The sequence below is a fragment of the Flavobacterium sp. MEB061 genome, from assembly GCF_000834715.1.
GTDB classification, from domain to species: Bacteria; Bacteroidota; Bacteroidia; order Flavobacteriales; family Flavobacteriaceae; genus Flavobacterium; species Flavobacterium pectinovorum.
Genome location: NZ_JXQR01000045.1, coordinates 164,632 through 188,497, shown reverse-complemented (window position 1 = coordinate 188,497; position 23,866 = coordinate 164,632). Strand labels below are relative to the sequence as shown.

Annotated in this window: 19 protein-coding genes; 9 read left to right on the top strand and 10 right to left on the bottom strand. The window is 33.5% G+C overall.

Annotation, left to right across the window (positions count from 1 at the left end; all coding sequences use genetic code 11):
• Nucleotides 1-2 precede the first annotated feature (2 nt).
• The gene (locus RT99_RS18415; protein ID WP_042566201.1) at nt 3-1,865 is read left to right on the top strand and encodes a hydrolase/aminopeptidase; all 1,863 of its coding nucleotides are present in this window, start codon (nt 3-5) and stop codon (nt 1,863-1,865) included.
• Nucleotides 1,866-2,100: 235 nt separating this feature from the next.
• Here the strand turns inward: RT99_RS18415 and RT99_RS18410 are convergent, their stop codons facing one another.
• Nucleotides 2,101-3,345, bottom strand: a complete 1,245-nt coding sequence (locus tag RT99_RS18410) for a glycosyltransferase (RefSeq protein ID WP_042566200.1) — start codon at nt 3,343-3,345, stop codon at nt 2,101-2,103.
• 113 nt (nt 3,346-3,458) lie between these two features.
• On the opposite strand from RT99_RS18410, the gene RT99_RS18405 reads away from it, so the two are divergent.
• Both RT99_RS18405 and RT99_RS18400 read left to right on the top strand, forming a co-directional pair.
• Nucleotides 3,459-4,040: a tRNA-(ms[2]io[6]A)-hydroxylase gene (locus tag RT99_RS18405; protein WP_035685975.1), complete on the top strand. Its 582-nt coding sequence runs from the start codon at nt 3,459-3,461 to the stop codon at nt 4,038-4,040.
• Nucleotides 4,041-4,089: 49 nt separating this feature from the next.
• Nucleotides 4,090-6,816: an AsmA-like C-terminal region-containing protein gene (locus RT99_RS18400; protein WP_042566199.1), complete on the top strand. Its 2,727-nt coding sequence runs from the start codon at nt 4,090-4,092 to the stop codon at nt 6,814-6,816.
• A 144-nt stretch (nt 6,817-6,960) separates the two neighbouring features.
• Here RT99_RS18400 and RT99_RS18395 read toward each other — a convergent pair whose 3' ends face one another.
• The 3 genes from RT99_RS18395 to rplU all read right to left on the bottom strand — a co-directional run bounded on the left by RT99_RS18395 (nt 6,961) and on the right by rplU (nt 9,486).
• On the bottom strand, nt 6,961-8,247 hold the full coding sequence (locus RT99_RS18395) for a hypothetical protein (protein WP_242607227.1): 1,287 nt from the start codon (nt 8,245-8,247) through the stop codon (nt 6,961-6,963).
• A 510-nt stretch (nt 8,248-8,757) separates the two neighbouring features.
• The gene (rpmA, locus tag RT99_RS18390) at nt 8,758-9,018 is read right to left on the bottom strand and encodes a 50S ribosomal protein L27 (RefSeq protein WP_017497241.1); all 261 of its coding nucleotides are present in this window, start codon (nt 9,016-9,018) and stop codon (nt 8,758-8,760) included.
• 24 nt (nt 9,019-9,042) lie between these two features.
• Nucleotides 9,043-9,486, bottom strand: coding sequence for a 50S ribosomal protein L21 (rplU, locus tag RT99_RS18385; protein WP_042566198.1), 444 nt, complete (start codon nt 9,484-9,486; stop codon nt 9,043-9,045).
• A gap of 275 nt (nt 9,487-9,761) precedes the next feature.
• On the opposite strand from rplU, the gene RT99_RS18380 reads away from it, so the two are divergent.
• Nucleotides 9,762-11,084: a pitrilysin family protein gene (locus RT99_RS18380; RefSeq protein WP_042566197.1), complete on the top strand. Its 1,323-nt coding sequence runs from the start codon at nt 9,762-9,764 to the stop codon at nt 11,082-11,084.
• Nucleotides 11,085-11,096: 12 nt separating this feature from the next.
• On the top strand, nt 11,097-13,145 hold the full coding sequence (locus RT99_RS18375; protein WP_042566196.1) for a pitrilysin family protein: 2,049 nt from the start codon (nt 11,097-11,099) through the stop codon (nt 13,143-13,145).
• Between the two features lie 93 nt (nt 13,146-13,238).
• Here the strand turns inward: RT99_RS18375 and RT99_RS18370 are convergent, their stop codons facing one another.
• Nucleotides 13,239-14,105 carry a DMT family transporter gene (locus tag RT99_RS18370; RefSeq protein WP_042566195.1) on the bottom strand — a complete coding sequence of 289 codons (867 nt, stop codon included), beginning with the start codon at nt 14,103-14,105 and terminating at the stop codon, nt 13,239-13,241.
• A gap of 103 nt (nt 14,106-14,208) precedes the next feature.
• Between RT99_RS18370 and RT99_RS18365 the strand changes: the two genes are divergently transcribed.
• Nucleotides 14,209-14,586, top strand: a complete 378-nt coding sequence (locus tag RT99_RS18365) for a heavy-metal-associated domain-containing protein (protein ID WP_042566194.1) — start codon at nt 14,209-14,211, stop codon at nt 14,584-14,586.
• 138 nt (nt 14,587-14,724) lie between these two features.
• Nucleotides 14,725-15,186: a VOC family protein gene (locus tag RT99_RS18360; protein ID WP_042566193.1), complete on the top strand. Its 462-nt coding sequence runs from the start codon at nt 14,725-14,727 to the stop codon at nt 15,184-15,186.
• A 67-nt stretch (nt 15,187-15,253) separates the two neighbouring features.
• Here the strand turns inward: RT99_RS18360 and gldD are convergent, their stop codons facing one another.
• From gldD to mutY, 4 genes are read right to left on the bottom strand one after another with little or no spacing between them, the layout of a single operon-like run.
• A complete protein-coding gene (gldD, locus tag RT99_RS18355) occupies nt 15,254-15,814 on the bottom strand; it encodes a gliding motility lipoprotein GldD (protein ID WP_042566192.1) in 561 nt (186 codons plus the stop codon).
• Nucleotide 15,815: 1 nt separating this feature from the next.
• On the bottom strand, nt 15,816-17,111 hold the full coding sequence (locus tag RT99_RS18350; RefSeq protein ID WP_042566191.1) for a gliding motility-associated protein GldE: 1,296 nt from the start codon (nt 17,109-17,111) through the stop codon (nt 15,816-15,818).
• 23 nt (nt 17,112-17,134) lie between these two features.
• Complete coding sequence (locus RT99_RS18345) at nt 17,135-17,575, bottom strand: single-stranded DNA-binding protein (RefSeq protein WP_042566190.1); 441 nt, start codon at nt 17,573-17,575, stop codon at nt 17,135-17,137.
• Nucleotides 17,576-17,610: 35 nt separating this feature from the next.
• On the bottom strand, nt 17,611-18,657 hold the full coding sequence (mutY, locus tag RT99_RS18340; RefSeq protein WP_042566189.1) for an A/G-specific adenine glycosylase: 1,047 nt from the start codon (nt 18,655-18,657) through the stop codon (nt 17,611-17,613).
• A gap of 139 nt (nt 18,658-18,796) precedes the next feature.
• On the opposite strand from mutY, the gene RT99_RS18335 reads away from it, so the two are divergent.
• Nucleotides 18,797-19,087 (top strand): HU family DNA-binding protein, encoded by a 291-nt coding sequence (locus tag RT99_RS18335; RefSeq protein ID WP_042566188.1) that lies wholly within the window; start codon nt 18,797-18,799, stop codon nt 19,085-19,087.
• A gap of 391 nt (nt 19,088-19,478) precedes the next feature.
• Nucleotides 19,479-21,023: a ribonuclease E/G gene (locus tag RT99_RS18330; protein WP_042566187.1), complete on the top strand. Its 1,545-nt coding sequence runs from the start codon at nt 19,479-19,481 to the stop codon at nt 21,021-21,023.
• 420 nt (nt 21,024-21,443) lie between these two features.
• Here the strand turns inward: RT99_RS18330 and pbpC are convergent, their stop codons facing one another.
• Nucleotides 21,444-23,819 carry a penicillin-binding protein 1C gene (gene pbpC / locus RT99_RS18325; protein ID WP_042566186.1) on the bottom strand — a complete coding sequence of 792 codons (2,376 nt, stop codon included), beginning with the start codon at nt 23,817-23,819 and terminating at the stop codon, nt 21,444-21,446.
• Between the last annotated feature and the right edge of the window lie 47 nt (nt 23,820-23,866).

Genomic DNA, 23,866 nt, shown 5'->3' with positions numbered 1-23,866 from the left:
ATATGAAAAAAATATTCTTAGTAACCTTATTTTTAACAGCTTTTGCGTGTCAGAAAAAAGATCCGGCAGAAAAAACAACCACTGCTAAAGCTACTATTAAAGACGAGCACACTTTTTCTAAAGCAGATCTTGCTGTCGTAAAACACTTAGATCTTCATATCAAAGTTGACTTTGATACACAAACAATCTCAGGAAAAGCTTCCTGGCAAATTGATAATATTAGCAAAGGAAACGAAATTATCTTTGATGAAAACACGCTAAATATTACCAAAGTAACTTTAGGTGACGAAGAAAAAGAAACGAAATTCGAACTCGGTGCAGCAGTTGAATTTCACGGAAAACCACTTCATATTACTATTGAACCAAACACTACAAAAGTTAACATTTATTATAGCACAACCAAAGATGCTGTTGCATTGCAATGGCTAAATCCGCAACAAACTGCAGATAAAAAGAAACCTTTTGTTTTCTCTCAGGGAGAAAGTATCTGGTCTCGTACCTGGATTCCATGTCAGGATTCACCGGGAATACGCTTTACTTATAATGCAAAAGTTACGGTTCCTAAAGATTTGTTAGCTGTAATGAGCGCCTCTGTAAATCCTCAACAAAAAAACGACACAGGTGTTTACACTTTTAAACAAGATAAAGCGATTCCATCTTACTTAATGGCAATTGCTGTTGGAGACATTGCATTTCAATCAATTGACAACAGAACCGGAGTTTATGCTGAACCTTCTATATTAAAAAAAGCTGCATGGGAATTTGCTGAGCTGGGAAAAATGGTTGGTGCTGCCGAAAAACTTTATGGACCATATCGTTGGGGACGTTACGATGTTTTGGTTTTACCTCCAAGCTTTCCTTATGGTGGAATGGAAAATCCAAACTTAACTTTCCTGACTCCGGGCGTTATTGCCGGCGATCGTTCTTTAACAAGTTTATTGGCGCACGAATTAGGCCACAGTTGGAGCGGAAACTTAGTAACCAACGCAACCTGGGATGATATTTGGTTGAACGAAGGTTTCACTACTTATGTTGAACACAGAATTGGCGAAGAAATTTTCGGTAAAAAAGAAGCTGAAATGCAGGATGTTCTAACTCGTAAAGATTTAGATGACAATATTGCTGAATATGGCGCTACCAATCCTGATACAAGATTAAAAGTAAGTCTTACCAACAGAAACCCAGATGACGGAATTAGCCAGATTCCTTATGTAAAAGGCTATAATTTCCTGAAAGTAATCGAAGCAGCTGTTGGTCGTGAAAAATTCGATCCGTTTATTAAAAACTATTTTGATGCGCATGCTTTTCAATCTATAACAACAGAAGATTTCGTAAAATACCTAAAAGAGAATCTTATTAAAGGAGACAAAGCCCTGGCTGATAAAATCAAATTAGACGACTGGATTTATAAACCAGGCGTTCCATCAAATATAACCACTCCTTCTTCTGAAGATTTTACTGCAATAGATAACATTCAGAAAAACTGGAGAACAACAGGCGTTAAAGGATTAAGTTCGAAAATAAAATCAACAACGGAAAAACAGCATTTTATTGATTATTTGCCTGCAGATATTACTGTTGAAGAAATGGCCGCAATTGACAATGAATTCAATTTTACTAAAAACGGTAACTTCGTAATCAAACGTCAGTGGTTTGCACAGGCAATAATTCATCAGTACAAACCTGCTTATCCTGCAATAGAACAATTTATGATTGCAACGAGCAGAACCGGATCTTTAATGACACTTTATAAAGAATTGGTAAAAACTCCGGAAGGAAAAAGCTGGGCAAAACAAATTTTTGAAAAAGCAAAATCAGGTTATCATGCAACAACCGTTCAGGCTGTTGAAGGTTTGTTGAAATAAACTTTAAAAGAATACAATCTTAAAAGAGACTATCCTCAAAGGAATAGTCTCTTTTTTTATACGTGTTATTTGTAATTTCTCCTCCGCCGAAATGACAAAATAAACGGAAATATTATTTTGAAAATGATTGTCCTAGCCCCGATAGAAGTGAAAATCCTTTTGTGGCGGTCCCGAGGCTTCGGGAGCCACAAAAGATTGGAACGGATAGCGGGATTAGCTCCTGAAAAATGGAAGCCTAATTTTTATTCTTCGCTTCAATCCATTTTGCCATGTATTTGGTACTTTTTAAAGTATGATGCTGCAGCAAACTTCCCATAAAATTATGCAAACGATGATTTTCAAAATCATTCAATAATGAATTAATTGTTTTAATTAATTCATCTGAATATTTATTTTTTTGATAGCACTCGTTCACAATTGCGATTCCATTTTTTTGGGCTTGCTTCCACGAGTTTTCATCCCTATATAATTCAGCAGCTTTTTTGGCAAACTCCTGAATATCATCAGTAATAAAACCATTCCACGGTAAATTACCATGCATTGCTTCCGAACCAATTGTTGTGGTTGCACTTGGCGTTCCGCATTGCATTGCTTCTAACAATTTTCCTTTTAAACCTGCACCAAAACGAATTGGAGCCAAAACAATTCTGGCGTTTTTTACAATTTCATTGGCATCCTCTGCTCTTCCCATAATAAAAAAACCGCTTTTAGGCTGATGCAATTGCAGTACTTTTTGTGATGGATATGCGCCATAAACTTGTAAAATAGCTTCGGGAAACTGTTTTCTAATTAAAGTCCAAATCGTTTCTTTTAAATACTGAACTGTATTCCAATTTGGTTCATGAAGAAAATTTCCGATGAAAACAAAATTCTTGCGTTCTCCAAAAGAAGGTAATTCCTGAAGATTTTCCTCAGACATTTTATCAACTAAAAAAGGTAAATAATGAATCAGATTGGAATCAATTTTGAAAGTATCTTTTAGGAGATCCATTTCAAATTCTGAAATAATAAAAGATAAGTCACATCTTAAAATACTTGCGATTTCACGTTTTGCAACTTCCTCAGATAACAAATCCTGAACTTCAAAAGTTCGATTTTCTTTAAAAGCTTTTTGTCTCGCCGTTCTCAAACAATGTAAATCTTCAGTATCAAGTAAACGAATTGCTTTTGGACAGTTTTCTGAAACCCGCCATCCAAATTGTTCTTCAATCATAAAACGATCAAATAAAACAATATCCGGATTTAATGCCATAATAAAATCATCAAAACTGGAATTATTCAATTCTATGGTTCTTTTTTCAACTCCAAAAGCTTTCAAATCAACCATAAAATCACTGTCTAATGCCGGGCTTGCAAATGTAATTTCAAATCCATTTGTTGCAAAAATAGAAATCAACTGCATCATTCTTCCACCCGCTGCAGACGAATTTGGCTCCGGCCAGACAAAACCAATAATTAAAAGTTTTTTTGCGTGATTCATTTGATTTGTTTCAAGTTACAAAATAATACTATTTTACGCGGATTTGCACCATATTTCCTGACTTTCGGCGATAAAAAACACTAATTTTGCAAAACACTTTTTTCTATAAAATTATGTTAGGATTAAAATTAGCCACAGACCCTCGTTGGGTAAATATCGTCGAATCGAATATCGAAGAAATTTTAACGGATCATGCGTGGTGCGAGCAAAAAGCAGCTTCAAACGCCATTAGTTTAGTTACTTACAATTCTGAATTGGAAGAATTGGTAACCGAAATGCTTGTAATTGCAAGAGAAGAACTGGAACATTTACAAATGGTTCACGACATAATTAAAAAAAGAGGCCTGACTTTGGGCCGCGAAAGAAAAGATCATTATGTAAATGAACTTTTTAAATTTATGAAGAAAGATGGAAGCCGTAAAGACGCGCTTTGCGATCGTTTATTGTTTTCGGCAATGATCGAAGCCAGGAGCTGTGAGCGTTTTAAAGTGCTTTCTGAAAATATAAAAGACGAAGAATTAGCCAAATTTTATCGTGATTTGATGATTTCTGAAGCCGGACATTATACTACTTTTTTAGGCTTTGCCAGAAAATATACAGACAATATTGACATCGACAAACGCTGGAAAGAATGGATTGAATATGAAGGTTCAATCATAACCAATTACGGAAAAAGCGAAACCGTTCACGGATAAAAAACTTATCCGATCCTAATTCAAAATATAAATCATATCACAATTTTAAATGCCAACTAATAAATTTAAATCGGTCTTACTAAAAACAGGTAAATACCTGGCAATAGCTTTTGCTGTTATTCTGGGGTTATTGTTTTTAACGCCAATCATTTTTGAAGATCAAATTAAGGATCAAATCAAAAAAACGGCGAATGAAAGGCTAAGCGCCGAATTGAATTACTCTGATGTTTCTGTATCTTTTTTTCGTCATTTTCCTTCTTTAACCTTAACATTAAATGATTTAAGTCTTAATGGTTCTGCACCTTATAAAGCTGAAAAATTTATTACTGCAAAAGAGGTTTCGTTTGGAATAAACGTTGCAAGTTTAGTTTTTGGCCGATCTGTAAAAATCGACCAGATTTATTTGTCTGACTCGTTTATTAATGTAAAAGTCAATAAAAATGGTGAAGCCAATTACAACATTTACAAATCTACGGCACAGACAACCACACAAAAAGACAGCTCAGATACAGCTTTAAAATTGGAACGAATTGAAATCATCAACAGTAAAATTATTTATGATGATCGATCCACAAAAGTACATTTTGATGCTCTTGGTTTTAATTATTTAGGAAAAGGAGATTTAAACAAATCCGTTTTCGATTTATATTCAAAAGCAAAAGTCGAAAAACTAAATATTGTTTATGAAGATGAACCTTATTTAATGAACAAAAAAATTGATGCCGATTTGATTACGAAAGTAAATATCAATTCGTTATCATTCTTTTTCCAACAAAACAATTTAAAAATAAATCAGCTGGTAGTCGATTTTAAAGGAAATTTCAATTTTCTAAAAGACGGCTATAATATGGACTTGGCAATAAAATCAGAAAACAGCGACTTGTACGATGTTTTCACTGCTTTTCCACCAAAATACATCACCTGGCTTTCTAAAACAGAATTAAAAGGTAATACTAATTTACTTTTAACAGTAAAAGGAGACTATATTGCTTCGCAAAAAAAAGCTCCGGACCTTAATTTAGATGTAAAAATTGACAACGGATTTGTGAATTATAACAAAAGTGCTTTTCCGGTTTCTGATCTTAATTTAGAGGTAAAAACAAAAGTTCCTTCATTAGATCCTGAACTTTTAATTGTTGATGCCAAAAATATATCACTGAAGATCAATAACGATTATTTAAAATCAAAGTTATATATGGAAGGCTTAAGCACTCCAAATATTGACGCCGATTTTAAAGCCAAAATAGATCTTGCCAAATTAAATAAAGCTCTTGGAATTCCTGATTTGGAATTAAAAGGAACTTTGGCCGGAGATGTAAAAGCGAAGGGGAAATTCGATCAAAAAAACAAACTTTTTCCTGTTACAAAAGGAAATATTGATTTAGAGAACGGCTATATTAAAACAAAATATTATCCAAATGCGATTACCAACATTGTTGTAAAATCTAACATCAGCAATCAAAAAGGAACTTTTCAGGATTTGAAAGTGAATTTAAAACCAGCTCAGTTTACTTTTGAAGGAAAACCTGTTTTTGTATCTGCTGCTTTAAGCGATTTTGATGATTTAAATTACGACATCAAAGCAAATGGTGAACTTGATGTAAATAAAATATACAAAGTGTTTTCTCAAAAAGGTTTGGATTTAGATGGTTTTATAAAAGCTGATTTGGTTTTAAAAGGCAAACAAAGCGACGCTGAAAAAGGAAATTACAGCAAACTTTACAACAAAGGAACGCTTGAACTTAGAAACATTGGAGTTGCATCAGAATATCTGCCTAAAAAATTCATCATTAAGGAAGGTATTTTCAAAATCAATCAGGATAAAATGTCTTTCAATAACTTTTTGGCTGCTTATGGGCAATCAGATTTTAAGATGAACGGATATTTGCAGAACGTTTTTAATTATATAACAACAAATACAGGAGTTTTAAAAGGCTCTTTTACGGTTTCGGCGAGATATATTAATGTTGATGAATTTATGTCTGAAACAGATACAAATGCAGCTTCTCAAACGGAAACCAAACAAACTGGAGTTATTATTATTCCAACCAATTTAAATTTGCAATTAATGGCGCATGCCCAAAAAGTTTATTTTGACAAATTAAATCTTCAAAATGCCAGCGGAAATTTAAAGATGAACCAAGGCAAACTGAGCATGCAAAATACAGGCTTCAATTTAATTGGCTGTAATGTTGCTATGAATGGCAATTATCAGGCTGTGACGCCTCAAAAAGCAAATTTTGACTACAGCATTAAAGCTTCTGATTTTGATATTAAAAGGGCTTACAATGAAGTTGAAGTTTTTAGAAAAATGGCTAGTGCAGCCGAAAAAGCACAAGGAATTGTATCGCTTGATTATCAGTTAAAAGGGAGATTAAACGAAAACATGAAACCGGTTTATCCATCGCTTGTTGGCGGCGGAACACTTTCTGTAAAAGATGTAAAAGTAAGAGGTTTGAAAATGTTTAATGCCGTAAGCAAACAAACCAATTCTGAATCTATGAAAAACCCTGATCTTTCAAAAGTTGAAATAAAAAGTAAGATCAAGAATAATATCATGACAGTTGAACGTTTTAAATTTAAGTTTGCCGGCTTTAGACCAAGAATTGAGGGAACTACAAGCTTAGACGGAAAATTAAATTTAAAAATGCGTTTGGGATTACCTCCATTAGGTATTTTCGGAATTCCATTAACTGTTACAGGAACTCAGGATAGTCCTAAAGTAAAAGTTGGCCGTAAAACTGAGGATTTGGAAGAAACGAAGGATACGGAATAGAATAAATTAAATCCCAATTTAAAAATCCCAAATTCCAATTCCCGACAATCTTATCATTTCGACCGAAGGGAGAAATAACACAAAGTAAAGACACTCTCTGGATGCGATTTCTCCCTTCGCTCGAAATTACAAAACAATTATAACTTAAGCCACGTACAACACGCCCGAAACATATAAAATACCTTTGGCCAGCAACCACAATAATACCGCCATTCCAAGAAATCCCCAAGTAGCCGTTTTGCTTCTTTTCCAGCTGACAAAAAATGTTGGAATCTCCCAATATTTTATAATAACATAAATGCTTGTTCCTATTAACGACGCCCAAATCATTTCTCCGGAATGAATATAAAAACTATACAATAAAACAGCCGAAAGAAAAAGAATGGTAATAAATTGCAAATAATAGTAATTTTTATAATTGTATTTAAAATTATCCTTAAGTGACAATAATAAAAAGGAAATAATCAGCAAACTAGTCAACGCAATAATGACATAGCAAAAAAGCGGATTCTGCTGTGCTATAAAAAATCCATCTATAAGCAAAGCTAAAACCATGCAGGCAGCAAGTGAATAAATACTTCTCTCGATCGAAGTATCTTTAAAAGGTATTAGAATTGGCGATATATATTTCTCTAAAACACGCCAAAAAGGTAAAGCACAAATAGCCGCCATACCAGACACAACAATCTCATAATTATATAATGTATCACCCGGAACTTTATATAAGACATACAAAAGAGCGACAGTCACAATAATTGCAGGAAGACAAATTGTTTTTACCGTTTCCCATTTATTGTTTCCCCAGAAATTGTCTTTTATTTGAAAAACATACTTCTGAACCAGATATTTTCTTGTAAAAATGGCAGTTGACTGACTCCACAATAAAAACAGACCTGTATGAATTACTACTGTTCTCAGTGTCATTTCTTCTAAATAGCATCCTCCAATAATGCATGCAACGCCTATCAGTAACAACTCATACGTAAGCAAAATGGCCGAAAACAAAAGCCTGAATAACGGTGCAAATTGTTTTATAAGAACACCTATGAGCAAATTCCAATAATTGCGTAATAAACCAATTATGGCACAAATTGCAATAAAAGCGGCCAAATACAACATCCAATTCGTGAGTGATTGCGTTTGCATCCAAATTTGAACTGCAGAATCTTTTACCGGAATATAAACTACATGAGAGTTGACGTAAATTTCATTTGCTAATTGATTTCTTACCGAATCATTGAGTACAAAAAACTGATTTTTATGTTTCAACCAATATGCATTAGCATCAGAACCGCTTTTTTGTAAAACTGCGAATTCATATAAAATCTTTTTTTGAGTATCATTTAATGACGCTATTTGTTCAGTAGGATGAATTTCTTTTGCAAACAGGCTTGTAGAGAAAAGAAATAAAAGAAAAAATATTTTTTTCAAAATTTGAGTGGTTTAGTCCAGTCAAAAATACAAATAATACGATACAAAAAAATTTCAATTCAGATAATAAAAAAACATGGATCAACGCCAAATATTGTGGAGAAACATTAAAATTCCCATACTCCTCAATTATTTTTTACCACAGAGAACGCAAAGATTTTTCGCAGAGTTCACTAAGATCTAAGTTGTGTATACACAATCTAAGTCCGCAAAGCTTTGTGACCTTTGTGTTTTTACTAAACTTGACATATTTAAAAAACTTTGCGTTCTCTGTGGCAAATTTTTATTTGTCTCTGCACCGGTTTTAGGACGAATTCAAACTCAGTTTCTGTGTTAATTTCAACTAAGAAAAAACCACATAACACTGATTATATGATGCTTTCTATAATAAAACAATAAAATTTACCGTTTTATTTATATTATGTATACGCCGATAGCCAATTTCAATTTACAGAAAAAGAAAAAACCCGCTCTTTTCAGAACGGGTTTTTTTAATAAGTAATTTTATGATTATGCTTCGAATGGAAGGATAGATACATAAGATTTGTTATCTTTTTTCTTTTGGAACTTAACAACTCCAGCTACTCTTGCGTGTAGTGTGTGATCTTTACTGATGTAAACGTTTTCACCTGGATTATGTTTTGAACCTCTTTGTCTAACGATGATGTTCCCAGCAATAGCAGCTTGACCACCAAAAATCTTAACGCCTAAACGTTTTGATTCTGATTCTCTACCATTCTTCGAACTACCGACACCTTTCTTGTGAGCCATGACGTATGAGTTTAAATATTGTTATTATTCTTTAGTAGCTTCTTTTTTTGCTTTTGGAGCTGCTGCTTTTTTTGCTTTTGGAGCTGCTTCAACTTCAGTAGCCGGAGCTTCTTCTGCTACAACTGCTTTTTTAGCTGCTGCTTTTTTAGTTCCACCTGCTGCAGTAATACCTTCAATTACAATTTGAGTAAGATATTGTCTGTGACCATTTCTCTTTTTGTATCCTTTTCTTCTTTTCTTTTTGAAAACGATAACTTTATCTCCTTTTAAGTGTTGTAACACTTTAGCTTCTACTGAAGCACCTTCTATAGCTGGGGCGCCTAAAGTTACATTTCCATTATCGTCTAATAAAAGAACTTTGTCAAAAGAAACTTTTGAACCTTCTTCATTAGCCAAACGGTGAACATAAACCTTTAAGTCTTTGCTTACTTTGAATTGTTGCCCTGCTATCTCTACGATTGCATACATACCAAATTGATTTATTGATTTTTAAGGTTGCAAATATACAATTAATAATTTACTGTGCAATCTCTTATTTCAAAAATATTTTCATCGCATTAAAGTCTGTTTTTCAAGGTGTTTTATGGCTTTAAAAAACATATCCCGATGTAAAAGACTGTTAAAGTAGCATCAAAATATTGGCTAATATTAAAATCATCATTAAAAAAACTTATTTTTGATGTAACTATAATTACCTCTTGACTACCTACTATAATATTAGGTAATAAAAATTATTAATCTTTATGAAAAATTCGATAATGATGTTAAGTGCTGCATTAATGCTTGGCGGAGTAGCTCATGCTCAAAAAGTAGCTTTTGAAGAATATAATTTAGACAACGGCATGCATGTTATTTTGCACAACGATCCTTCGGCGCCAGTTGTTGTAACTTCTGTGATGTATCATGTGGGATCTAAAGATGAACGCCCGGATCGTACAGGTTTTGCTCACTTTTTTGAACATTTGTTATTTGAAGGAACCCAAAACATAAAACGCGGTGAATGGATGAAAATTGTAACCGCAAATGGCGGAGTAAACAATGCCAATACATCTGATGACAGAACTTATTATTATGAAGTTTTCCCGTCAAACAGTTTAGAACTTGGTTTATGGATGGAATCTGAAAGATTGATGCACCCAATTATCAACAAAATTGGAGTTGATACGCAAAATGAAGTCGTAAAAGAAGAAAAGAGAATGCGTTACGACAATCAGCCTTATGGAAATATTTTGCCTGAAGTTAAAAAAAACATGTTCAAAAACCATCCGTATCGCTGGACAACAATTGGCTCTATGAAAGATCTGGATGCTGCAACTCTTGAAGAATTTCAGGCTTTTAATAAAAAATTCTACACACCAAATAACGCCGTTTTAGTTGTTGCAGGCGATTTTGACAAAACAAAAACCAAAGAATGGATTCAAAAGTATTTTGGTCCAATTCCGAAAGGGGAAGTCGTAAAAAAACAAACTTTTACAGAAGAACCAATCAACCAGACTATAAAAGCAACTTATGAAGATCCGAATATTCAGATTCCGATGGTCGTTGCTTCGTACAGAACACCATCAATGAAAACAAGGGATGCCCGGGTTTTAGACTTAATCTCTTCTTATTTAAGTGATGGAAAAAGCTCAAAATTGTACAAAAAAATAGTTGATGATAAAAAAATGGCGCTTCAAATTGGTGCTGTCGGTTTTAGCCAGGAAGATTACGGAATGTACATTTTATACGGTTTGCCAATGCAGCCTAATACAACCGCAGACATTTTAAAAGAAATGGATGAGGAAATTGTTAAAATACAAACCGATTTGATTTCTGAAAAAGACTATCAAAAATTACAAAATAAATTTGATAATAATTTTGTCAACGCAAACGCAAGTGTCGAAGGAATTGCAGAAAATTTAGCTTCTTATTATTTACTTTATGGAGATGTAAATCTTATAAATACCGAAATCGACCTCTACCACTCTATAACAAGAGAAGAAATTAGAGATGTCGCTAAAAAGTATTTAAACCCTAATCAGCGTTTAATTTTAGATTATGTTCCTTCAAAAAAAGTTGAAAACTAAGAGTCTCAAATCATGAAAAAAATACATACAATTTTAATCCTTTTATTCCTAACGGGAATTATGCAAGCACAAGATCGCCCACAACCTAAACCAGGTAACGCACCAGTAGTCAACATCAAAAAACCACAAACTTTTGTTTTGGCAAACGGTATGAAAGTTTTGGTGGTTGAAAATCATAAATTACCACGAGTAAGTTTTAATCTTACGCTTGACAACGCTCCTTTTACCGAAGGAAACAAAAAAGGCGTTGACGAATTAACCAGCAGTTTAATTGGAAACGGCTCTAAAAAAACAAAAAAAGAAGCTTTTAATGAAGAAATTGATTTTTATGGCGCAAGCATCAATTTTACTTCATCTGGCGCTTATGCAAGTTCGCTTTCTAAATATTCCGGAAGAGTTCTGGAGCTTTTAGCCGAAGGAGCTTTACAGCCAAATTTTACTCAGGAAGAATTTGATAAGGAAAAAGCAAAATTATTGGAAGGCCTTAAAGCCGATGAAAAAAGCGTTCCGGCAATTGCCAATCGCGTTGTTGACGTTTTGGCTTTTGGAAAAAATCATCCAGCTGGAGAATTTATTTCTGAAGAAACGTTGAAAAATGTTACTCTTGCAGATGTTCAGGCAAATTACGCTACTTATTTTGTGCCCGAAAATGCTTATTTGGTTGTAATTGGAGATATTAAATTTAAAGAAACAAAAGTAGCCGTAGAAAAGCTTTTTGGCGGATGGAAAAAACAAAACGCTCCAAAAAATACTTACGCAGATCCGCAAAATGTATCAAAACTTCAAATTGATTTTGTTGATGTTCCAAACGCAGTTCAATCTGAGATTTCATTGGTCAATACCGTAAATTTAAAAATGAGTGATCCTGATTTTTTCCCTGCTGTAATTGCAAATCAAATTTTGGGTGGTGATTTCAACAGTTATTTAAACATGAATCTGCGCGAACAGCACGCCTGGACATACGGCGCAAATTCAAATATTGGAAGCGGAAAATATGTTACTAAATTCAAAGCAACATCTGCAGTTCGAAATGCGGTTACCGATAGTGCCGTTACCGAATTTGTAAAAGAAATTAAAAGAATCAGAACAGAAAAAGTTTCTGATGATGTGTTGAAAAACGTAAAAGCAGGTTATATTGGAAGATTTGTAATGCAGGTTGAAAAACCTCAGGCTGTTGCTCGTTACGCTTTAAATATCGAAACAGAAAAACTTCCGGCTGATTTCTATGAAAAATATATTCAGACGATTAATAATGTTACTCCAGATGATATTTATCGTGTTGCCAACAAATATTTCCCTCTTGATAATATGCGAATTGTTATCGTAGGAAAAGGATCTGAAGTACTAAGCGGTTTAGAAAAACTTCAAATTCCTATTTATTATTTTGACAAATACGGAAACCCTGTTGAAAAACCGGTAAGCAAAAAAGAAGCTCCGGCTGAAATCACCGCAAAAACTGTGTTTGAGAATTATATCAAAGCAATTGGTGGCGAAAAAGCGGTTTCTGCAGCAAAAACACTTTCTATGAAAGGTTCTACAACAATTCCGCAAGCGCCGACTCCTTTAACTTTTACTTCAAAATTAGATTCAAAAGGAAAAATGATGGTTTCACTTTCTATGGGAACCATGGCTTTGATGAAGCAAGTTGTAAACGATAAAGGTGCTTATATAGAACAACAAGGTCAACGTAAAAATCTTGAAGGCGCAGATTTAGCCGAAATGAAAGCAAATGCAGCTCCTTTTGAGGAATTGCTGTTAAGCAAAAAAACTGGTTTAAAAGTGGAAGGAATAGAACCAATAAACGGCAACGACGCTTATTCTATAAAAGATGGAAAAACTATTTATTATTACGATGTAAAATCAGGATTAAAAGTAGCCGAAACCAAAATAAAAGAGCAAAGCGGGCAATCGACAACACAAACAACTTATTTTAATGATTATAAAGAAGTTAAAGGCGTAAAAGTTCCTTTTAATCTAATACAAAACGCTGGTTTTGAATTAGACATTAAAATGTCTGAGATTAAGATAAATGAAGGCGTTTCTGAAGCAGATTTTCTTTAAAAAGGTTTTGGTATTAAGTTGCTATCCCGAAGCTTCGGGACTAAGATTTTTTTAAAAGCTTTGTCAAAGTTTAAAACTTTGACAAAGCTTTTTTTATTTCTTAGCCGACAAATAAACTCCGATCAAAATAATAAAAGCGCCAAAAAACTGAACTGGCGTTAGCATTTCATTATCTAATAATCCCCAGAAAAAAGCAACTATCGGAATTAAATACGTTACTGATGTTGCAAAGACAGGCGATGACATTTGAATTAATTTAAAGAATAAAACATTTGCAATTCCGGTACCTAAAACACCCAAAATCATTACAAATAAAATAGAATGCTGTGTTACTTCGAGATTTATTCTTTGTGTAAAATCGGTTGTACTTAAAATAATTAATGCAGGAATAAGCAAGACCGTAAAATTTCCGGTTGTGATGCTTAATGAATTCAAATCCGGCAAATACTTCTTGATTAGATTTACATTTATGGCGTAACAAATCGTTGCAATTACGACCAAAAGAACATAATAATAATTTTGTCCCGGATGCGCAGAAGCACCGCTTAAAACCAGCAACAGACATCCAATTAAACCAACGAAAACTCCTAAAACCTGACGTTTTTGAAATTGTATTCCGAAAGCAATTATTCCTAGAACCAATGTATTTAAAGGTGTAAGCGAATTTAAAATAGCTACAATCGAGCTATCGACCTGAGTTTCGGCAATGGCAAAAAAGAAAGCAGGAATAAATGTCCCAAAAACTGATGTTAGCGCCACAAATTTCCATTGACGGCGGGAAATTTTCTTTAAACTTGAAAATCCTACAATAAGCAAAAACAAAGCGGCAAAAATAATTCGGAGTGAACCTACCTGAATTGCTGTTAAACCAACTAATCCTCTTTTAATTAAAATAAAAGAACTTCCCCAAATTAGCGAAAGCAAGAATAAATAAAACCACTTTAATTGTTTTGCATCCATAAATAGTATTTTACTGCAAATTTGTAATTATTTTATGAACTGACCTTCGCTTTTTTATTAATTTTGCAAACAACGTTATTAGCTAATTTAAAACATCGATATAATGAAATTTACAAAAATCATAACGGCACTAGCAATTTCAGGTTTAGTACTTGTAAGCTGCAAAAAAGAAGAAGACAAAAGCTTAGCGGTAATAAATGCTGACAAAACAGTTACTAAAGAACACAAAGCAATTGCCGCGGAAAATGTACAAACAGCAAGTTTTACAATCGAAGGAATGACTTGTGCGGTAGGTTGTGCAAAAACTATCGAAAAAGAACTATCAAATCTTGAAGGTGTAGAAAAAGCTGCCGTTGATTTTGATAAAAAAACGGCAACAGTTACTTTCGACAAAACAATTCAAAACCCTGAAAATTTAACTAAAGTAGTTCAGGAAACAGGGGATGGAAAAACATATAAAACTTCAAATATCAAATCTTAATAAAAGATTTATAGAGTACTGAAAAACAAAAGAAATAATACATTTCAAACAGTAGTAAACTCAGGATTACTACTGTTTTTTTTTAAAATTATTTAAATCGATTTCACTCACAGCAATAATAAATTAATATAAAAAATAATGAACCTTAAATTTAGCCATATAGACATTTTAGTTAAAGACCTTCAGGTAGCCTGTGATTATTACACACAAATCCTTGGAGCCGAAATCTCAAAGAAATTCACTTGGGAAAGAGGAGAACTTCATGTCGAATATGCTGTTGTAAAAATGGGTCAGGAACGATTTATGCTGGTGAAGCCTTTTTCGGGAAATTTAAAAAACCTATTAGATACTAAAGGTGAAGGAACTATTTATCGTCATTGTTATTCTACTCCGGACATTGAAAAAGTTTTTGATGAATTGGTCTCTAAGGGAGTTCAGCCGGAAGATGAAAATGGAAATCCTTTGTCATTAGAAAGCCTTAATTCTCCCAGCGGAATTCGAATTATTTGGCTTCCAAAACGTTTTGGAGAATTCTCAATCGAAATACTCGAAGAAGCAGGACTTCAGGATTTTATGAATGATGCATTTTCGGCTTCTTAGTTCAATGCAATTTTTAATTACATCACTTTAAAACATAAAAAAAGCATTCAGTTGAATGCTTTTTTTATTATTTCCATTTTAATGTTTCCATCAACTGTCGCATATCATTTTTGATATAACTGGCTGCCGGCATAATTGAATCGAAGTTTGGTTTTGCATAAAAATAAACCGATCCGGTTATAAAATGTTTTGTACTGTCTGTAACGTAAAATTGAGAGTTTGTAGCAGCGTTTCCATCAACTTGATAAAACATTCCGTAAACCTTTTTTTCAGGGTTTAAATATGGCTGTTCTAATATATCATCCGCTTTTATTACATGCTCGTAAGTTAGTTTCTGAGCATCTTTAAGCAATTTTTCGATATCGCCGTTTACTGGTTTATAAGTTAAATAAATGGTAGCTTTCATTTTGGGATACGTAATTGCAAAACCACAATTTTTTTCGCCTTTTATAATCGCAGCTTCATTCATTTGAAAAGAAAATGGACAATTACCTTCAAAATTAGCATATGTAGCTTCCGGATAATCCAAACGTAAAAAACTTGCCGGTTTTGGCATCACATCATCTTTACAGCTTACAAGTGTTAGTGTTAGTAAAATTGTCGCTACTGAAATTATTCTTTTAAGCATTTTATTCTATTGTTACTTTTATTTGTTTTACACGTTTTTTATCAACTGTTTCTATCGTAAAAATACAGTTCTCAAACGCTATTTTTTGATCTTTTTTAGGGAAATTCCCCAGAATCTCAAGGATAAAACCGGCTAACGTTTCGGCTTCCCCTTTATGTGATTCAAAAATATCTTCATTTACATCTACAATTCTGTAGAAATCCTTCATATTGATTTTACCTTCAAAAAGAAAATTCTTTTCATCTATTTGAGAATAATTCAGGTTTTCATCATCAAACTCGTCACTTATATCGCCTACAATTTCTTCTATAACGTCTTCTAAAGAAACCAATCCGGATGTTCCGCCATATTCATCAACCACAATGGCCAAATGGCTTTTAAGACTTTGAAAATCCTTTAATAAATTGTCCAGTTTTTTATTTTCCGGAACAAAAAAAGGCTCTCTTAATAAAGATGTCCATTCAAACTCTTTTTTATCAATATGGGGCAATAAATCCTTAACAAACAAAACGCCTTCTATTTGATCGATATTGTCTTTATAAACAGGAATTCGTGAAAATCCTTTGTCGATTATTTTTGGATAAATTGAAGCAAATGATTCTGATATCTCTAATGCAAAAATATCAATTCTTGGACTCATTACCTGTTTTGTATCCGTATTCCCAAAAGAAACAATTCCTTCAAGTATTTTTTGCTCTTCGCTTGATGTTCCTTCAGAATCTGTAAGCTCTAAAGCCTGTGAAAGCTGATTGATCGAAAAATTATTCTTCTGTTTCCCTAATTTATTCTGCAAATATAGGGTAACCCGACGCATAGGCAAACTTATTGGTGAGAGTAATTTATCTAAAAAAGAAATTGGGTATGCTGCCCATTTCGCAAATTTTATATTGTTTCGACTGGCATAAACTTTAGGTAAAACTTCACCGAATAGCAAAATCAAAGTTGTCACCAAAGTAACTTCTAAAACAAACTTAAATACAGGTGAAATAACATTTGCAAAAATGTTTTGTCCAATAAAAGAGAATAAAATAACAACTCCAATATTGAAAAAATTATTGGCTACCAATAAAGTAGCTAAAAGTTTTTTGGGTTTATCTAAAAGACTGGAAATAATTTTTCCTTTTGAAGTATCTTCTTGTAAAGTATCTTCGATGTCTTTTTGAGATAAAGAAAAAAGCGCTACTTCGGCACCTGATACAATTGCTGATAAGAACAGCAAAATAAATATTCCGACAAAACCAATAATTAAATTGATGTCTAAGTTAGTAGAAAAAAATAAACTGGGCTCCGGGTCCAAATCAAAAAAGATTAGTTAAACAATCAAAAAGGCAAATCATTTATAGGCAAGCCTTCGTTACTCGCTTCAAAGTTAGCATTTTTTGCGGATTCTGACTCGTGATTTTGTTTATGATTTGCTACTTCTTTTTTGGTAGTCAAGAAAGTAAACTCCGTAACCTGAATTTCGGTTGTATATTTTGTAGTTCCGTCTTCGGCTTGCCATTGACGCGATTTTATGCGTCCCTCGATATAAATTTTATCTCCTTTAGAGAGATATTTTTCACAAATTTCAGCCGCTTTATTGCGTACTACTAAATTATGCCACTCTGTAGAGGTTATCTTTTCATTGGTCGTTTTATTAATATAAACTTCATTTGTTGCCAACTGAAAACGTCCAATACAATTTCCTCCATCAAAATAATGCATCTTTACATCATCGCCTAAGTGGCCGATGAGCATCACTTTATTTAATGTTCCGTTCATAGTTTTTGTGGTATTTATCTCAAAGATACATTTTTTTAGCAATTTATTTCTTGCTTTTTTATAAAATTATAAATCACAATAGGAAAAGGAAATGTTTCCAAACTAACTGAGTCTACTCCATTTTCAATTATTTCCTTGATTTTAATTTTCCAGAACTGAATATGCAAATGCTGATGCGAAAGTTTATGAATAACCGTCGCATGGCTACAATCTTCTATACCTAATATAGTGTAGTTTGCAAATATATCATTTTGAATTGCTTTTGAAACAAAATCAAAGTCTACAACTTCCTGTGTTTCCAAAAGTGGAAACTCATATAAATTATGCCAAATCCCTTTTGCGGTTCTTTTTTGAATTAAGGTATTACCCAAAACATCTTCTAAAATTAAATAATTAAAAAATCGATTGGTTACTTTTACCTTTTTAGACTTTACAGGCAAAACATCTACTTTCTTTTTTTGCAATGCCGCGCAGCTATTTGCAAAAACACAAACAGGACAGTTCGGACTTTTAGGAACACATTGCAAAGCACCAAATTCCATTATGGCCTGATTGAAAATTGCAGGATCGTCCTTTGGCATTAATTGGCGTGCCAGTTCTGTAAATTCTTTTTTGGTTGCCGGTAATGTAATATCAGATTCAATATCAAAATAACGGGAAAGCACTCTAAATACGTTTCCGTCTACTACCGGAACAGGTTCATTATAAGAAAAAGAAGCAATTGCAGCGGCTGTATATTCACCAACACCCTTTAATTTTAACAATTCAGTATAAGAAGGAGGGAAAATTCCATTTAACTCATTTGCCACATATTGAGCCGTTTTATGCAAATTTCGGGCACGAGAATAATAGCCTAATCCCTGCCAAAGTTTCAAAACTTGCTCTTCATCGGCATTTGCGAGATCAAATACCGTAGGAAATTCCTCTGAAAAAGAAAAAAAATAGGGCGTTCCCTGCGCAACTCTAGTCTGTTGCAACATTATTTCTGATAGCCAAATTAGGTACGGATTGGTCGTTTTTCGCCAAGGCAAATCACGTTTGTTTTGTAAATACCATTTTATCAATATGTTAGAAAAATCCATCGTAAAATACTTAGAATACAAAAGTAAATGTTTATGTAATTAAAATTTAACGAATTAGCTTGATTAATTATTTTTTTAATTCCTATATTTGCAAACTCAAAAAAATAGTACATCATTTATAAATAAAATAGGAAAGAAAATGACGAAAGCAGATATCGTAGCGAAAATTTCAGAGAAACTAGGTCTTGAAAAAGGAGATGTTCAAGCAACAGTAGAAACTTTTATGGAAGAAGTTAAAATTTCATTAGAAACTGGTGACAATGTTTACCTAAGAGGTTTCGGAAGTTTTATCGTAAAAACAAGAGCTGAAAAGACTGGAAGAAACATCTCTAAAAACACCACTATCAAAATTCCAGCGCACAACATTCCTGCGTTCAAACCTGCAAAAGTTTTTGTAGAAGGAGTAAAAACAAACAACGAAGCAAAATAATACTATTAATTAATTATAAAATCGACACGATATGCCAAGTGGTAAAAAAAGAAAGAGACATAAGGTAGCTACTCACAAAAGAAAGAAAAGAGCGAGAGCTAACCGTCACAAAAAGAAAAAGTAGTTTTAAACTACTTTTTTCTTTTTAACGTTCATTGAAATTGAAAAAAGATGAAAGAGTAAAGAAATAGAAAATAGACGTAAAAATCTATTCTCTTTGTTCTATTCTCTACTAATCTTCTTTTCCCCGGGTTCAATACCTGTTAAAAATATTGTTTAATCCATCTGTAGATAAGATTTTAGATTTTAGATTTCAGATTTTAGGCTTTACTAAGTCTTTATTCTTTACTCTTTACTCTATTTTCTGAAAAAACAGATAAAAATTTACAGTGTGAATAAAGAATTAATCATTAGATCTAGTTCTGAAGCCGTAGATTTTGCCTTATTAAAAGATGGAAAACTAATTGAATTACATAAAGAAGAAGAGAAAAGCAACTTTCAGGTTGGTGATATTTTTATTGCCAAAATAAGAAAACCAGTTGCCGGACTTAATGCTGCTTTTGTAAATGTAGGCTTCGAAAAAGATGCCTTTTTACATTATCACGATTTAGGACCTAACTTAGCTTCTCAATTGAAATTCATAAAACTTGTAAGCGCAGGTAAATTAAAAGATTTCTCCCTAAAAACCTTTCAGTTTGAAAAAGAGATTGACAAAGATGGCATCATTACTGATATTTTAAGTGCCAATCAATCTGTTTTAGTTCAAGTTGTAAAAGAACCTATATCTACCAAAGGTCCAAGAATAAGCGCTGAGCTTTCATTGGCAGGAAGATTTATTGTTCTCGTTCCTTTTTCTGACCGAGTTTCTATTTCACAAAAAATAGAAGACAAAAAAGAAAAGGATCGTCTAAAAAAACTTGTTCTATCTATCAAACCAAAAGGATTTGGTGTTATTGTTCGTACAGTAGCCGAAGGCAAAAACGTAGCCGAATTAGAAAAAGATTTGCAGAACCTGCTTGCCAGATGGACTGCAATGTGTAAAAAATTACCAACTGCTCATCATCCATCAAAAGTATTAGGAGAGCTTAACAGAGCTTCTTCAATATTAAGAGATGTTTTTAATGATACCTTTAGTGGTATCCAAATAGATGACGAAGAGTTGTACCATCAAACGAAGGAATATCTGCAAGAGATTGCACCTTCAAAACAATCGATTGTTAAGTTTTATCAATCAAACGACACTCCAATTTTTGAGAAATACAATATAGAGAGACAAATCAAAACTTCATTTGGAAGAACGGTTTCAATGAGCAAAGGCGCTTATCTTATTATCGAACACACTGAAGCTCTTCACGTTATAGACGTAAATAGTGGGAATCGTTCGAATAAGGCGACTAATCAGGAAGATACCGCCATGGAAGTAAATATGATCGCTGCCGCTGAAATTGCCAGACAACTTCGTTTGCGTGATATGGGCGGAATAATCGTAGTTGATTTTATCGATATGTCTAATCCTGAAAACAGGAAGGTTTTGTTCGACTTCTTGCGAGAAGAAATGAGCGACGATAAAGCAAAGCATAAAATCTTACCGCCTAGTAAATTTGGTTTAGTTCAAATTACGAGACAACGAGTAAGACCCGAAGTTAATATTAAAACTAGAGAAGAAGATCCAAACAATGAACATGGCGAAATTGAAGCGCCAATTTTAATCATTGATAAAATCACCTCTGATTTAGAAAGAATTTTAAAAACCCACAAGGGTGTTGTACTTAATGTACATCCGTTTGTGGCTGCATACCTCAGTAAAGGTTTTCCATCATTACGTTCAAAATGGTTTTTTGAACATAAGAAATGGGTGAAAATCATACCTCGTGACGCTTACACGTACCTAGAATATCATTTCTACGACAAAAAAGGAAATGTTATCAAAGAATAAAACAAGAAACCGCCTCTCGAAAGATTGGCGGTTTTTTTGTGCCTTTTTTTATTTTATTAGCCACGAATTCACGAATTATTATAAGTTCTAATTCGTGAATTCGTGGCTGTTTTTTAGGAGCAATTTCCAGCTATTCGTTACAATCTTTTATTTTTTAAAGAAAAAAATAAAAGGATTTCCACTTCTATCTGGGCTAGGCACTCGTTTTCATTAGACATTTTAATTAAAAATTGTAATGAATTCTATTGTCACCTTGAGCAGAGTCGAAGGGCGCTCCAATTGGATCGTAGGCTTCTCCCGAAGTTTCGAGACGCTCAGCCTGACAAACAATTAACATTATTTAGTTAGAAAAACAAATTAGTTTTACAATTGGAATTTGGTCCCGAAGCCTCGGGATAAAAATTGGAATTTCTTTCATTTTTATTCTCTCACAATTTCAACCTTTCTTCTAATTTCATTTCCAAATTCATCAACAACGGTAACATAATGAAAACCGGCGGTCATCATAATGGGTTTTTCATGAAAAACTTTTGTTTCGCCTTTGTAAACATTATCAACGTACCAGAACAATTTATTTTCTCTCTGCGAATAGGCAACTTTAAAAATTACAGGCTGTATTTCACTATTAAAATCCTTCGTAAGATAGATTTTGCTGTTTGCTTTCGGATAAATAAAATCCATTGAGGTGGTTTGCGATCCCATACAATCTTCCTTAAAAGGTGGCAATGGCAAGTATTCGATATGTTTGCCTTTGTAATACCAAGCCATAACAGGAGGCAGAATAAACCAATTTTTAACTACAATATTCTCTACATTTTCACAACTGCTATTAACCTGAAATTGTTCTGTTTGATCTAAATGCACGACTTTATGATACGGACAAATTGCTGTCGTTTTTCCTTTTTTACTGACCCATTGTTTTATTTTCGGGCATCCTTCTTTTGCCAGATAACCACTTAATTTACAAACTTCTACCTCATCTAAATCATTATGAGGCGTTTCGAACCATTTTTGCCTTGGCAGTAAATTAAAAACATCAAACAAAATAGGAGCCGCACTTGTAACTCCTGTCAAAGTTGGTCTTCCCTCGCCTGTTGCGTTTCCAACCCAAACACCCACTACATATCTCGAATTTGTTCCGATAGCCCAGGCATCACGATTACCAAAGCTGGTTCCGGTTTTCCATGCAATTTTCAATGAACTGTCATAAAATTTCCAGGCTTCGTCTCCTTCCGGACGATTTACTTCTTCCATTGCATTATACGTCAGCCAAATTGAGCCGGCACCTAAAATATTCTTCTGATTCGTTTCGTCTCCAAAATCAGCCTCAAAATTATTTTCGTAATTCAGTTCTGCAAACTCTTTTGTTCTGTATTTTCCGTGACTTTTAGTATAATAATTTACCGTCGAAGATAAGTTTGCATATGAACGGCATAAATCCCAAAGATTACTTTCGGCTCCGCCAAGAATAAGCGATAACCCGTAATGATCTGGCGTTTTATTTATATCTCTTAATTTAAATTTTTGCAATTCTTCATAAAATTTATTTACGCCAAATTCCTGCAGCATTAAAACTGCCGGAATATTTAGCGAACGGGACAGAGCTCTATGCGCAGGTACGGCTCCATCAAAAGTTAGATTAAAATTTTCTGGCGTATAACCCGCAATCTGAGTTGGTACATCTGCAACCAAAGTATTAGGCAAAAGTTCACCATCATCGAGCATTGCGGCGTATAATAAAGGTTTTAGAATACTTCCAGTACTTCTTGGCGCATCAATAATATCAACATCTTTTTGGTGATCTTTATCTGTTGGCGCATTCCCAACATAACTTATTACATTTCTGTTTTTGACATCAACCACCAAAATTGCCAGATTGTTAACTTCGTTTTGTTTGTATTGATTGTAATAATATTTCGCAATTTGATTTACTCTGTTTTGTAAAGCAAAATCGACCGTGGTTTTTACTTTTGTTCCTTCCTGATCTTTAGCAACTCGCTGTAATAAATGAGGTGCAATTTGAGGCAAATCATACGGTTTTCCGGGTAAAGGTTCATCAATAGAAAGCTCATAAGTTTGTTTGTCTATTATACCTTGCTGATTTAATTTCAACAAAAGTCTATTTCTTTTTTCCAGCAATTTAACTTGATTTTTTCCGGGATAAATTAAACTTGGCGCGTTTGGCAAAACTGCTAATGTTGCGCTTTCTGCCCACGAAAGCTGAGTAGATTTTAATCCGAAATAACGCCAGGAAGCCATTTCGAGTCCAACAACATTTCCTCCAAAAGGTGCGTGCGCAGCATACAAATCTAAAATTTCGTTTTTAGAATAACCTAATTCTAAACGTGTTGCCAGAATAAGTTCAATGAATTTTTCGAAATAAGTTCTGTTTTTTCCTTTTCGCGAAAGCCTTATTACTTGTTGCGTTAATGTACTTCCACCGCGAACTACTTTTCCGGCTTTTCGGTTTTGTTTGATAGCATTAACCATTGCGACAGGATTAAAACCTGGATGCTTATAGAAATATTCATCTTCAAAATAAACAATGCATTTTTTAAATTTATCGGGAACGCTATCTTGTTCCGGAAAACGCCATTGCCCGTCACGAGCAATTTTTGCGCCTAATAATTCTCCTTCTTTACTTTCTATAACGGTAGAATAAGGTTCCTGAAATAAAGTTCTTGGCAACGAGAAATAATAAATCAGCAAGAGTAAAAATACAATTGCTGATTTTATTTTATTTTTTTTTATCCAGTTTAAAATGCGTTGAAAAAACGCTTTTGATTTATTTTTCAAAACAATTTCGTTTTAGCCCACAGGTTTTACGGATGAAACGGATTTAC